The sequence below is a fragment of the Luteimonas sp. gir genome, from assembly GCF_037198055.1.
Lineage (GTDB): Bacteria > Pseudomonadota > Gammaproteobacteria > Xanthomonadales > Xanthomonadaceae > Luteimonas > Luteimonas citri_A.
In genome coordinates, this window is the sequence record NZ_JBBAXQ010000002.1 from 124,323 (window position 1) to 139,004 (window position 14,682).

The following is a 14,682-nucleotide window of genomic DNA, read 5'->3' on the forward strand; positions in this document are numbered from 1 at the left end:
TTGCCCGGACATGATCGTCCTCGAGGGCCAGCAGGCCCTGTCGCCGTTCCGACGTGAGCGGCTTGAAGCGCGTCTGCAAGCGGTCTCGCCGGCGCTGCGCGTCGCCGATGCCTGGCACGTCTACTTCGTCGAGGCCGAACCGGGCCGCACGCCAGACGACGCCACGCTGCGTCGCCTGCTCGAAGTCGATGCCGGTCCGGGACCTGCGTCTGCGCCGGATACGGTGTCGCGCATTGTGTCGCCGCGGCTGGGCACGATGTCGCCTTGGGCGAGCAAGGCCGGCGAACTGCTGCGCGGTGCCGGGCTGCCGATCCACCGCGTCGAGCGCGGCCTGCGCATCGACCTGCTTGGCTGGTCCGATTCGGCCGTCGAGCGTGCGGCGGTGGACAAGCTGCTGCACGACCCGATGACCGAGTCGTTGCTCGACGACGTCGACGCGGCGCAGGCGCTGTTCGCCGTGCCGCAGCGGGGCGTGCTCGAGCGCATTCCTCTCGACGCGCTCGAGGCGGCGAATGCACGCTTGGGCCTGGCGCTGGCCGACGACGAGATCGCCTACCTGCGCGAGCGCTTCGGCGTGCTCGGACGGGCGCCCTCGGATGTCGAGTTGATGATGTTCGCGCAGGCCAATTCCGAGCACTGCCGACACAAGATCTTTAATGCCACGTGGACCATCGATGGTGAGGCGCAGCCGCAGTCGCTGTTCCGGATGATCCGCCATACGCATGCGCAGACGCCCGAGCACACGCTGTCGGCCTACAGCGACAACGCCGCGGTGGTAGAAGGCTATCCGGCGCGCCGCTTCCGACCCGATCCGGTGTCGTTCGAGTACCGCAGCGAGCCGCTGCTCGACAGCGCGTTCTGCATCAAGGTCGAAACCCACAACCACCCGACGGCGATCTCGCCGTTCGCCGGTGCGGCCACCGGTGCGGGCGGTGAGATCCGCGACGAGGGTGCGACCGGACGCGGCGGCAAGCCCAAAGCGGGCCTGACCGGCTTCACGGTCTCGCACCTGCGCATTCCGACGTTGCCGCAGCCGTGGGAGGGCGTGCGTGCGCTCAACCCGCGCATGGCGCCGGCGCTGGAGATCATGCTCGACGGGCCGCTCGGCGGCGCGGCGTTCAACAACGAATTCGGTCGGCCCAATCTGCTTGGCTATTTCCGCAGTTTCGAACTCGCCGAAGGCGATGACGGTCTGCAGCGTGGCTACGACAAGCCGATCATGCTGGCTGGCGGACTGGGCGCGATCGACCGCACGATGGTCGAGAAGAAGCGCCTGTCGCCCGGCGATGCGGTCGTGGTGCTGGGCGGACCGGCGATGTTGATCGGGCTGGGCGGCGGCGCCGCCAGTTCCGTGGCCTCGGGCGAAAGCGCCGAGGACCTGGATTTTGCCTCGGTGCAGCGCGACAACCCCGAGATGGAACGGCGCTGCCAGGAAGTGATCGACCGCTGCGTCGCGCTGGGCGAGCGCAATCCGATCCTGTGGTTCCACGACGTCGGCGCCGGCGGCTTGTCGAATGCGATTCCCGAGCTGCTGCACGACTCGGGCGTGGGCGGCATCATCGATCTGGATCGCGTCCCCAGTGACGACCCGTCGCTGTCGCCGATGCAACTGTGGTGCAACGAGTCGCAGGAGCGTTACGTCCTGGGCATTCCGCAGGACCGGGTCGACGAGTTCACTGCGATCTGCGCGCGCGAGCGCTGCCCGTTCGCAGTCGTCGGTGTGGCGACTGCCGAAGAACACCTGACTGTCGGTTATGGCGTGCTGCCGCAATCGCTTCCCCCGCATGCGGGGGAAGGTGCCCGAAGGGCGGAAGGGGGCGAGACCGCAAGTGGCGGCAATGCGTCGCAGCACCCGATCGATCTGCCGATGGATGTGCTGTTCGGCAAGGCGCCGAAGATGCACCGCGACAGCGCACGGCTGGCGCCGCATCGCTGGCCGGCCGTCGATACCCGCAGCATCGACCTGCACGAAGCCGGCCTGCGCGTGCTCGCGCATCCGACCGTCGCGGCCAAGCAGTTCCTGGTCACGATCGGCGACCGCTCGGTCGGCGGGCTGACCGCACGCGACCAGATGGTGGGGCCATGGCAACTGCCGGTGGCCGACTGCGCGATCACCCTATCGGACTTCGATGGCTTCACCGGCGAGGCGATGGCGATCGGCGAGCGCACGCCACTGGCGCTGATCGACGCCGCCGCCGCGGCGCGCATGGCCGTTGGCGAGGCGATCACCAACCTGTGCGCGGCGCCGGTGGAGACGCTCCACCGGGTCAAGCTGTCGGCCAACTGGATGGCCGCCGCTGGTCACCCTGGCGAGGACGCGCGTTTGTTCGATGCCGTGCGCGCGGTCGCGATGGAGTTGTGTCCGGCGCTCGACCTGTCGATTCCGGTCGGCAAGGACTCGCTGTCGATGCAGGCGCAGTGGCAGGAGACCGCCGGCGCTTCCGCGTCGTCGAGCGCCCCGTCGCAAAGCGCCGACGACGTGACCCACAAGGTCGTCTCGCCGGTCTCGTTGATTGTCAGCGCATTCGCGCCGGTGCCGGACGTGCGCACGCAGCTGACCCCGCTGCTGGCGCGCGCGCCGGGCAGCGAGCTGTGGCTGATTGGCCTGGGCGCTGGCAAGCAGCGGCTCGGCGGCTCGGTGCTGGCGCAGTGTTTCGATGCGTTCGGCGGCCCGTGCCCGGACGTTGACGATCCGGCCCGATTGAAGGCGTTCTTCGAGCTGATCTGCGAGGCTCGCGAGGCCGGCCTGCTGCTGGCCTACCACGACCGTTCCGACGGCGGCGCATTCGCCGCCCTGTGCGAGATGGCGTTCTGCTCGCGGCAGGGTCTGGACATCGATCTGGAGGGCTGGGGCGAGGCGCGTCAGCGCGATGCCGTGCGCACGCTGTTCTCCGAGGAGCTGGGCGCGGTGGTGCAGATCGCGTCGGAGAACCGGGCCGAATTCGCCGATCTGGTCGAACGGCACGGTCTGATCGAATGCGCGCAGCGCATCGCCCGACCGACGTCCTCGCCGACGATCCGTGTCGTCGATGGCGAGGACGCGTTGGCCGAGTGGAAGTGGGAGGCGCTGTTCGACGCGTGGTGGTCGGTGACGCATGCGATGCGGGCGCTGCGCGACAACCCCGAGTGCGCCGACGAGGAGCGGGCGTCCGCGCGCGACTTCGCCGCCCCCGGCCTGCGTCCCGTGCTGACCTTCGATCCGGCTTCGGCGCCCTCGATCGTTACCGGTGCGCGTCCGCGGGTGGCGATCCTGCGCGAGCAGGGCGTCAACGGCCAGATCGAGATGGCCGCGGCTTTTGATCGTGCTGGATTTGCTGCGATCGACGTCCATATGAGCGACCTCATCGAAGGACGCGTGGACCTGGCGACCATGCAGGGCCTGGCGGCCTGTGGCGGCTTCAGCTACGGCGACGTGCTCGGCGCGGGGCGTGGCTGGGCCACCTCGGTGCTCGAGCGGACGCAGCTGCGCGACGCGTTCGCAGCGTTCTTCGAGCGCGGCGACACCTTCTCGCTGGGCGTGTGCAACGGCTGCCAGATGCTCTCTCAGCTCAAGGCGATCATTCCGGGCGCAGCGCACTGGCCGCGATTGCTGCGCAACCGCAGCGAGCGCTTCGAAGGCCGGGTCGGCCTGCTCGAGGTCGTCGAATCGCCGTCACTGTTCCTCGCCGGCATGACCGGATCACGGATCCCCGTCGCGATCTCACACGGTGAAGGGCGCGTGCAGTTCGACGATGCACAGGCGCGCTCTTCGGCGCGCGTGGCACTGCGCTATGTCGAGGGCGATGGCACGCCGGCGGTGCGCTATCCCGCCAATCCCAACGGCTCGCAGGATGCGATCGCCGGGCTGTGCTCGGACGACGGGCGCGCGACGATCCTGATGCCGCACCCCGAGCGCACCCAGCGCGCCGTCAACTTCAGCTGGGCGCCTGCCGACTGGTCGGACGCCAGCCCATGGATGCGAATGTTCCACAACGCGCGCAGGTCCTTGGCCTGAACTGACGCGATTCGTCACTTTCGCGCAAACCTGTCCCGATCGGGACTTGGCCGGACGGCCAGGTCCCCTCTCCGTGTCCGTCATCCCGCTGTCGCCTAGCAGCGGGGGCTGCCTCCAAGTCCACAATCGGCTGTGAGAAAACCCAATCAATTCATTGGGTTGAAGCCGCATGCCGTGCCGGCATAGATGCGAGCACAAATCGTCAGCAAAAAGCACCCTTCGTTACCGTATTGACCTTCTGCGGCAGTGCCTCTTGACGCGGCGCGTCAGTCTGGAGAGAGTCGGCATCCGGTCGGTCGTTTGGGGACGATTCAAGTTGCGTACACTCGCCATTCATGAAATTCGCGCTGCCAAGCGCGTGTCCGCGCCCGGCGCGGGTTCCCAGCCCCACTGAATTCCATCGCAAAGCCGCTCGGTCGATCGTCGACCTGCGGCTTTTTTTTCGCCCGTATTCCATCAGCCCAAACAAGCACTCCGAGGGGAAGCCCATATGAACCGGATCTATCGCAAGGTGTGGAACAAGTCGCTCGGCCAGATCGTCGTCGCCTCCGAACTGGCGACCGGCGACGGCGTCGGCGCGACCGTCACCGTCGGTCGGAGTGCACGCCCCGCACTGCTGGCGCTGGCGCTACTGGCCGCCATGCCTGCTGCCTGGGCACAGGTCGCCATCGGCGAGCTCGCTGAGTGCACGGTTGGCGGCGTGACCTACGAATGCATCGTGCCGGGGGGCGCGAGTGCTGCGGTGGGGGCGGTCGCCATTGGTGGTGCAGCGCAGGCCGGCGGTGTGACGTCCACCGCCGTGGGCACGCAGACGGTCGCCACCGGGTTCGCCTCGGGTGCCTTCGGCGCGTCGGCGCGCGCCACGGCCCTCCAGGCGCTCGCACTCGGTGCGAATGCGCGCGCGATCGCCGCCGACAGTGTCGCGCTGGGTGCCAATTCGCGCGCGAACCGCGCCAATACGGTGTCCGTAGGTGCCGAAGGCGAGGAGCGCCAGATCGTCAACGTGGCCGCGGGCGTAGAGGCCACCGATGCCGTCAACCGCGCGCAGCTCGATGCCGTTGCCGCCGTCGCGGATGTGACCGCGCAGTACGTCGCGGGGACCGGAGAAGGTGCGGCGGCTGCCGACGGCGATGTCGCCTTCGCCGCCGGCTCGGATGCGACGGCCGGTGGTGATGGCAGCGTCGCCGTCGGCGCGGACAGCAGCGCTTCCGGGCTCGAAGCCACGGCGGTGGGCTATGGCAGCGATGCGTCGGGCGAACTCGCGAGCGCGATCGGTGCCGAAAGCATTGCCAGCGGCGGCATGTCGGCCGCACTTGGCTTCCAGGCGGCGGCCGAGGGCGAGTGGTCGACCGCAGTCGGCGCGCTGGCGTCTGCGAGTGCACAGGAAGCCACGGCGCTCGGCAATGGCAGCGCGGCCAGTGGTGTCGCCTCGACCGCCGCCGGCACCGGCGCTGTGGCGTCGGCTGACAACAGCGTCGCGCTGGGCGCGAACTCGGTGGCCGATCGCGAAGACAGCGTCTCGGTGGGCGCTGAAGGTGCTGAGCGCCAGATCACCAACGTTGCCGACGGTACCGAGACGACCGACGCCGTGAACCTGGGCCAGTTGCAGGAGGCGACCGCCTACACCCAGTACTTCCGCGCAACCGGCGATGGTGAAGCCTACGCCGAGGGCGAGCAGGCCACGGCCTCAGGCTCGAATGCGATTGCCGAAGCGGACTATTCGACTGCGGTCGGTTCGACCACCTACGCCTCGGGCGTCGGGTCGTCGGCCTTCGGCAGCGGCGCGAGCGCGAGTGGTCAGTACGCGACGGCCTCTGGTTACAACGCGGTTGCCGAAGGCGACTCGAGCACGGCAGTCGGTGGCTGGCTGTACTACGAGGATGAGAACGGCGACGTGCTGCTGGACCAGACCACGACCGCCAGCGAGGTCGGCGCGTCGGCACTGGGTGCGGGTGCGCAGGCGCGCGGTGCGTTCAGCACGGCGACCGGTGCGGCTGCCAACGCGACGGGCGTGCAGTCCACCGCGCTGGGCTACAGCAGCAGCGCGGTCACTGATAGGTCGAGCGCATTGGGCGCGTTTTCTGAAGCAACCGGTGGTTCCGCCACGGCGGTGGGCTACGGCAGCGTGGCCAGTGGCGACTACGGCCTGGCGGTCGGCGGCATCGCCGACTACGGCGCGCTGGTCTTCGGCTTCCCCGGCTTGATCCTGCAGGCGACCGAGGCCAGCGGCGTGGCCTCGACCGCGTTGGGCAACGGCGCCTTGGCGACCGATGTGGGCGCGACCGCGGTCGGCACGCTGGCCGAGGCGACCGGGGTGCAGGCGACCTCACTCGGCACGCTGGCCTACGCGACCGCGGACGGCGCGTCGGCGCTGGGCAGCGGCAGTTCGGCCAGCGGTGTCGATTCGTCCGCGATCGGCTTCCTGGCAGACGCGTCGGCCGACAATAGCGTGGCGCTGGGCGCGAACTCGGTGGCCGATCGGGCGGATAGCGTGTCGGTCGGTGCGGCGGGCAGCGAGCGGCAGATCACAAATGTCGCGGCGGGCGCCGAGGCGACTGACGCGGTCAACGTCGCGCAACTCGAGGAAGCGACCCAATACAACAAGTACTTCGCCGCATCGGGTGGCGAGGACAGCGACAACGGTGCCTATGCGGACGGCGACTACGCCACCGCCGCAGGTGAATCGGCACTGGCGTCGGCGCAGGGCGCTTCGGCGTTCGGCAGTGGGGCGTTTGCGCTTGCGGACAATGCGACGGCGGTCGGCTTCAACGCGGTGGCCGATGGGCAGAACAGTGCGGCCTTCGGCGCAGGCGCCGAGGCGCATGGGCCGGCAAGCGTGGCGGTCGGCGGCAATGCGGTCGACGAGAATGGCGAGCCGCTGCTGACCCTTGGTGGTCAACCGGTCGAGACCTCGGCCACCAGCGCAGGCGTTGCCGGCACCGCGGTCGGCGCGAGCGCGGAGGCCACGGGCTTCGCGTCATCGGCCTATGGCGTGGGCGCATCGGCGCTGGGCGCGCAGTCGTCGGCGTTCGGTGCAATCGCCACGGCCTCGGCGGACTACGCGACGGCCGTCGGCACGCAGGCGATTGCCAGCGGTGCGAGCAGCGTCGCGGTGGGCGGGCCGGCGGATCTGATTCCGGGCCTGGGCCTGTTGGTTTCCACTCGCGCCTCGGGCGACGGTGCGGCGGCCTTCGGTAGCGGTGCAGTGGCCTCGGGCACGAATGGCACCGCAGTCGGCACGCTGACCGAGGCCGAAGGCACAGGCAGCGTGGCGCTGGGCTACTTTGCCTATGCGCCCGGCACCAACGCCGCGGCACTGGGTGCCGAGTCTTGGGCCAGTGGCGAGAACAGCACCGCGGTGGGTTACTACAGCACGGCTCTGGCCGACAACAGCGTGGCGCTGGGTGCGAACTCCGAGGCCGACCGCGACAACACAGTGTCGGTCGGTTCAGTTGGTGAGGAACGTCAGATCACCAATGTCGCCGACGGTACCGAGACGACCGACGCAGTGAATCTGGGCCAGTTGCAGGAAGCGACGGCCTACAACCAGTACTTCCGCGCAACCGGTGACGGTGAAGCCTCCGCCGAGGGCGAAGATGCAACCGCGTCGGGCTCGAACGCGATTGCCGAAGCGGATTATTCGACCGCGGTCGGTTCGACCACCTACGCCTCCGGCGTCGGGTCTTCGGCCTTCGGCAGCGGCGCGAGCGCGAGTGGTCAGTACGCGACGGCCTCTGGTTACAACGCGGTCGCCGAAGGCAACTCGAGCACGGCCGTTGGTGGTTGGCTGTACTACGAGAACGAGAATGGCGAGGTCGTGCTCGATCAGACGACGACCGCCAGTGAAGTCGGCGCATCGGCCCTGGGCGCCGGTGCGCAGGCACTCGGTGCGTTCAGCACGGCCACTGGCGCGGCGGCCAGCGCGACGGGGGCGCAGTCGACCGCACTGGGCTACAGCAGCAGTGCCATGACGGATGGGTCGAGCGCGCTGGGCGCGTTCTCTGAGGCGACCGGTGGCTTTGCCACGGCCGTGGGCTACGGCAGCGTGGCCAGCGGCGAGTACGGCTTGTCGGTTGGCGGCATTGCCGACTACGGCGCGCTGGTCTTCGGCTTCCCCGGCTTGATCCTGCAGGCGACCGAGGCCAGCGGCGTGGCCTCGACCGCGTTGGGCAACGGCGCCTTGGCGACCGATGTGGGCGCGACCGCGGTCGGCACGCTGGCCGAGGCGACCGGGGTGCAGGCGACCTCACTCGGCACGCTGGCCTACGCGACCGCGGACGGCGCGTCGGCGCTGGGCAGCGGCAGTTCGGCCAGCGGTGTCGATTCGTCCGCGATCGGCTTCCTGGCAGACGCGTCGGCCGACAATAGCGTGGCGCTGGGCGCGAACTCGGTGGCCGATCGGGCGGATAGCGTGTCGGTCGGTGCGGCGGGCAGCGAGCGGCAAATCACCAATGTCGCGGCGGGCGCCGAGGCGACTGACGCGGTCAACGTCGCGCAACTCGAGGAAGCGACCCAGTACAACAAGTACTTCGCCGCATCGGGCGGTGAGGACAGCGACAACGGCGCCTATGCGGACGGCGACTATGCAACCGCGGCTGGCGAATCGGCACTGGCGTCGGCGCAGGGCGCTTCTGCGTTCGGCAGTGGGGCGCATGCGTCTGCGGTTAACAGTGTGGCCATCGGCTTCAACAGCTTCGCCGCAGCGGAGGGGGCCGTCGCAGTCGGTGGCCTTGGGCAGGCGTACGATGAGTTCAATTCGCCGATCTTCGATGAAAATGGTGATGCTGTCCTCGTCTCCACGCAAGCAGAGGCTGGCGGTACTGCCGTTGGTGCGGGGGCACTTGCGACAGGACAGAACGCCACAGCTTTGGGCAACGGGGCTCAGGCGCTTGGCGACGAAAGTTACGCCGGTGGCGTGAAGTCACGTGCGACTGGATCATGGAGTACAGCGATTGGTAGCAATGCGTGGGCTGGTGGCAGCGAAACCACCGCTGTAGGCGCGTACGCATGGGCCACCAAAGACGGCGCAACCGCGTTCGGGACATCGGCATGGGCAACCGAAACAAATGCGTCTGCATTCGGCTACGGTGCCTGGGCCGCCGGCTCGGGATCCATGGCACTGGGTATGGATTCCTGGGCAGATGGCGCTAACGCCATCGCAGTGGGACGTGGCGCTCTCAGTACTGATGACCGTGCCATTGCGATCGGTGCGACTTCACTCGCCGATGGCGCCAATGCAGTCGGTATTGGCCAAGGCTCGCTGAGTTTGGCGAGCGGTGCGGTGGCTTTTGGCGCTCGCGCCACTGTGGAAAGAGACGCGAATGGCGGTCTCGCGCTCGGCGCCAATGCAAGTGTTGCAGCCGAGAACAGCGTGGCCCTGGGTTCGGGCGCGCGTGCTGATCGAGCCAACACTGTATCTGTCGGCGCTTCGGCCGAATGGACTGACGAGTACGGGGTCACCCACCCGGCTAATGAGCGCCAGATCACTAATGTTGCTGCGGGCACCGAGGACACCGATGCGGTGAATCTCGCGCAGCTCAACGCCGCCGCGGACGGCGCGCTGCTCGCGGGTCGCTACTTCCGTGCCACCGGCGACGGCGAGGCGTATGTCGAGGGTGAGGACGCGATCGCGGCGGGCTCGAATGCGATTGCCGAAGCGGACTATGCGACCGCGATGGGCTCGACGACCTATGCGTCGGGCGTTGGGTCTTCGGCCTTCGGCAGCGGCGCGAATGCGAGTGGCCAGTACGCCACGGCATCGGGTTACAACGCGGTCGCCGAGGGCGATTCGAGCACGGCGGTTGGTGGCTGGCTGTACTACGAGAACGAGGACGGCGAGGTCGTGCTCGACCAGACGACGACCGCCAGCGAAGTGGGGGCATCGGCCTTTGGCGCGGGTGCGCAGGCACTCGGTGCGTTCAGCACCGCGACGGGCGCAGCGGCCAACGCGACGGGTGCGCAGTCGACTGCACTGGGTTACAGCAGCAGTGCCATGACGGATGGGTCGAGCGCGTTGGGCGCGTTCTCGGAAGCGACTGGTGGCTTCGCGACTGCGGTAGGTTACGGCAGCGTGGCCAGCGGCGAGTACGGCTTGTCGGTTGGCGGCATTGCCGACTACGGCGCGCTGGTCTTCGGCTTCCCCGGTTTGATCCTGCAGACGACCGAGGCCAGCGGCGTGGCGTCGACCGCGCTGGGCAACGGCGCTTGGGCAACGGATGTTGGCGCGACGGCAGTCGGCACATTGGCCGAGGCGACCGGCGTGCAGGCAACGTCCGTCGGCACGCTGGCGTACGCGACCGCGGACGGCGCGTCGGCGTTGGGCAGCGGCAGTTCGGCTAGTGGCGTCGACTCGACCGCGATCGGCTTCCTCTCCGGTGCGTCGGCCGATAACAGCGTCGCACTTGGCGCGAACTCGGTGGCCGACCGCGCGGACAGCGTCTCGGTCGGTTCGGAAGGCAGCGAGCGGCAGATCACCAACGTCGCGGCGGGTACACAGGCGACCGACGCGGTCAATGTCTCGCAGCTCGAGCAGGCAACCCAGTACAACAAGTACTTCGCCGCGTCGGGCGGTGAGGACAGCGAGAATGCAGCTTACGCGGATGGTGACTACGCGACCGCGGCGGGCGAATCGGCGCTGGCCTCGGAGCAGGGCGCTTCGGCATTCGGCAGCGGGGCGTTCGCACTTGCCGAGAACGCAACGGCGACGGGCTTCAATTCCGTGGCTAGCGCGGCCAACGCCTTGGCGGCCGGCGCATCGGCGGAAGCGTCGGGCGAGTATGCCGTCGCTGTGGGCGCCGAGAGCCTGGCTTCGGGCGAACTCGCCACTGCCACTGGTGCCGCCGCGGTCGCCAGTGGCGATGGCAGCCTCGCGTCCGGCGCACTGGCCGAAGCCGGCGGTGTCGAATCGACGGCGGTCGGCTTCTATGCAGCTGCGACCGGCGATGGCGCAACCGCGGTGGGTGCTGAGAGCGTTGCCGAGGGCGCGACCGCCGCGGCCTTCGGTTTCGGCGCAATGGCCGCTGCTGACTTCACGACAGCACTCGGTGCGCTAGCGACAGCTTCCGGCCTGAACAGCACCGCGGTGGGCAACTTCAGCTTTGCGAGCGGCGCCAACGCGCTGGCGGTAGGCGCCGACAGCGCAGCGACAGGCGCCGACAGCACCGCCGTGGGTCAGGGGGCGACCGCGTCTGGCATCAACAGCGTTGCATTGGGTTCGGGTTCGATCGCGGATCGCGAAGGCAGCGTGTCAGTCGGCTCGGCAGGCAATGAGCGCCAGATCACGAATGTCGCCGCCGGTACCGAGGACACCGATGCGGTGAACCTCGCGCAGTTGCGCAGCATGTCCGATGGCGTCGGCGGCAAGCTGCAGGACGCGATGCAATCGGCGGCCGACATCTTCGGCGGCGGCGTCACGATGACGGCCGCCGGCACGCTGAGCATGCCGAGCTACGCGATCCAGGGCGCCAGCTACACCTCGATCGGCGACACCTTCGCCGCACTCGACAATCAGATCACCGAGCTCAAGACGCGTGTGGGCCAGGTCGAGACGGTGATCGAGTCCGGTGCCGGCACCAACGACCAGGTGGCGGTGGGTGGCGATACGCCGGCGACGATCGCCGACGGCACCAACGGGGTCGCAGTCGGCGATGGTGCGCAGACGGGCGGTCAGAACGGCGTGGCCATGGGCGGCGACGCCTACGCGCATGGCCCCAACGACACCGCGGTCGGCGGCAACGCCAAGGTGTACGCGGACGGCAGCACGGCGCTCGGCGCCAACACGACGATCACCGCCGAGGCGACCAATGCAGTGGCCGTCGGTGAGGGGGCGAGTGTGAGTGCGGCCTCGGGCACGGCGTTGGGGCAGGGCGCTTCAGTCACTGCGGAAGGTGCGGTCGCACTGGGACAGGGCTCGGTCGCAGACCGCGCCAACACGGTCTCGGTCGGCAGCGCGGGCAGTGAGCGTCAGATCACCAACGTCGCGGCCGGTACTGCTGCGACCGACGCCGCCAACGTCGGCCAGGTCAATGCCGGTGTTACCGAAGCCAAGGCCTACGCCGATACCACAGCGACGCAGGCGGTGGCCACCTCCAAGGCCTACACCGACCAGAAGTTCGCCGCCTGGAACGACAACTTCGAGACGTTCAAGGGCGATGTCGATCGTCGGTTCTACGACACCGACCGCCGCATCGACCGTCAGGGCGCGATGGGGGCGGCGATGTTGAACATGGCCACCAGTGCCGCCGGCATCCGCACCCAGAACCGTGTCGGCGTCGGTGTCGGTTTCCAGGGCGGCGAAAGTGCGCTGTCGCTCGGCTACCAGCGTGCGATCAGCGAGCGCGCCACGATCACCGTGGGCGGCGCGCTCAGCGGCGATGAGAAATCCGTGGGTCTGGGTGCCGGCTTCGGCTGGTAATCCCGCAAGGACCGGCGGGCGCTGCCTGCCGGTCCGCGGTTCGATGGCACTGGGGCCGCCCGATGCCATCCATGCGACGTCCGTCGGAACGGTGGCCTTGTGCTGTCGTGCCGACGCTTCCGAGGTCCAATACTCCAACGAGGGTCCAAAATGAAGAACAGCATCATCCCCAGCGCCCTGGCCATCGCGGTCGGTGCGGTGCTCGCCACCGGCGCCGTCCATGCGGGCAAGACCCAGCGCCCGGCCGATAAGGTGGGGACCCAGGCGCCATTGCAGCAATCGGACGCGACCCCGATCCGGCGTTTCATCGTCGAGTACCGGGACGGCGCGCGGGAGCGGCAGGACCAGCAGGCAGCGGTTGCGGGCGTCCGCACCGCGCTCGCCCGCTCGGGCATCGTGCGCGGTGCCACCAAGGCGAACAACGTGCAGTACCTGCGCACGCTCGCGACCGGGCACCAGGTCATGCGCCTGGCCCAGGGTGTGGATCGCGTCTCGGCCGAAGCCCTGATGCGGCAGATCGCCGCCGATCCGAACGTCAAGTCGGTCGCACCTGACCGTCTGCGCCAGATCGCGGCGGTCCAGCCGCAGGCGGCCTACGTGCCCAACGATCCGGGTCTGGAATGGCAGTGGCACATGCTCGCACCCGACGGCACGGTGACCGGCGACGGCGGTCCCAACCGCGGCGGTATCAACGCGCCGGCCGCCTGGGACCTCACCGATGGCGACGGCATCACGATCGCGGTGCTCGATACCGGCATTACCGAGCATCCCGACATCGACAGCTCGCTCGGCGACGCCGGTTACGACTTCATCTCCGACAAGTTCGTGTCGGGTCGCGCCACCGATGACCGCGTCGCGGGCGGTTGGGACCTGGGTGACTGGACAATCGGCTACCCCGGTGCGGAAACCTGCCAGCAACGCCCGAGCAGCTGGCACGGCACCCACGTCGCTGGCACCGCAGGCGCGCAGCGTACCGACAACGGCATCGCGGTCACCGGTGTCGCCTATGGGGCCAAGATCCTACCGGTCCGTGTGCTTGGCCATTGCGGTGGCTACGATTCGGACATCGTCGACGCCATCATCTGGGCGGCCGGCGGCGACGTGGATGGCGTGCCGGCCAATGCCAACCCCGCGCAGGTCATCAACCTGAGCCTGGGCGGCACCGGCGCCTGTTCGGCAGCCGAGGCCGACGCCATCGCGCAGGCGAATGCGCTTGGCGCGACCGTGGTGATCGCGGCGGGCAACAGCAATGCCGACGTGGCGAACTTCTCGCCGGCCAACTGCCCAGGCGCGATCGCCGTCGCCTCCAACGGCATCACCAGCCGCCGTGCGTACTACTCCAACTATGGCACCGGCATCGATGTTTCGGCCCCGGGTGGCGGCGTTTACCCCAATGACGCGAGCTCAGGCTCGCAGATCGATGACGGCTTCGTGTGGCAGGCGGTGAATCCGAGCACGACTGCGCCCACGCCACTGGCCAGCTTCACCAACGTGCCGACTGGCGGTACCGCTGGCACCTCGCAGGCCTCGCCGCATGTCGCCGGCGTGGTCGCACTGATGCAGGGCGCACGCCTGGCCGCGGAGCTGCCGCTGCTCACCCCGGAGGAAGTGCTCGATGTGCTCAAGCGCACCGTCACGCCCTTCACGGTGGCGCCGTCGACCAGCCAACCGATCGGCCCGGGCATCGTCAATGCCGGCGCCGCGGTGATGAAGGCCATCGAGCCGCCTTGCGATCCCGAGGTCGAGACCTGCGCACCGGATTCGACGCCGATCGGCAATGGCGTGCCGATGCGCAGTCTGGCGGGTGCGGCGGGCAGTGAGACGCTGTACTCGATCGAAGTGCCGGCCGGTGTGACCGGCGCGCTGACGATCACCACCAGCGGCGGCAGCGGCGACGTCTCGCTCCATGTCAGCCTCGACGAGGCGCCGGCGCAGACCGGGACCTGGAACTCGACGCGTCCGGGCAACACCGAGACCGTCCGGATCAACCGGCCGGCCGCGGGCGTCTACTACATCAAGCTGGCCGGTACGCGCGCCTACAGCAACGTGACCCTGCAGGCCAAGTTCACGGCCCCGGCTCCGGGGGTCTAAGACCGCCGCCGCACCCGCAAGGACGCGGGTGCCGTCGCGTCTATTCGAGCCCGCGGCCAGCCGCGGGCTTTTTTTGCGGCCTTTCTCCCGATTCACATGCGGGAGTGGGCGTTCCACGCCGGATAGCCAGGAGAAACCGGGGTCAGAGTGCAATTTCGTCTCACGAAATTGCACTCTGACCCCG

3 protein-coding genes are annotated in these 14,682 nt (G+C 68.9%); all 3 read left to right on the plus strand.

Annotated elements, in window-relative coordinates:
• Nucleotides 1-10: 10 nt before the first annotated feature.
• The gene (gene purL / locus WAF18_RS04310; protein ID WP_337244039.1) at nucleotides 11-3,994 is read left to right on the plus strand and encodes a phosphoribosylformylglycinamidine synthase; all 3,984 of its coding nucleotides are present in this window, start codon (nucleotides 11-13) and stop codon (nucleotides 3,992-3,994) included.
• A gap of 490 nt (nucleotides 3,995-4,484) precedes the next feature.
• Entirely contained in the window at nucleotides 4,485-12,407 is a 7,923-nt protein-coding gene (locus tag WAF18_RS04315) for an ESPR-type extended signal peptide-containing protein (protein ID WP_337244040.1), read from the plus strand.
• A gap of 150 nt (nucleotides 12,408-12,557) precedes the next feature.
• Entirely contained in the window at nucleotides 12,558-14,498 is a 1,941-nt protein-coding gene (locus WAF18_RS04320; RefSeq protein WP_337244041.1) for a S8 family serine peptidase, read from the plus strand.
• The last annotated feature ends 184 nt before the right edge of the window (nucleotides 14,499-14,682 follow it).

What these genes read in the sequence shown, in the direction of transcription:
- WAF18_RS04315 (WP_337244040.1), top strand. Translation starts at nt 4,485, where the DNA reads ATGAACCGGATCTATCGCAAGGTGTGGAACAAGTCGCTCGGCCAGATC.
- purL (WP_337244039.1), top strand. Translation starts at nt 11, where the DNA reads ATGATCGTCCTCGAGGGCCAGCAGGCCCTGTCGCCGTTCCGACGTGAG.
- WAF18_RS04320 (WP_337244041.1), top strand. Translation starts at nt 12,558, where the DNA reads ATGAAGAACAGCATCATCCCCAGCGCCCTGGCCATCGCGGTCGGTGCG.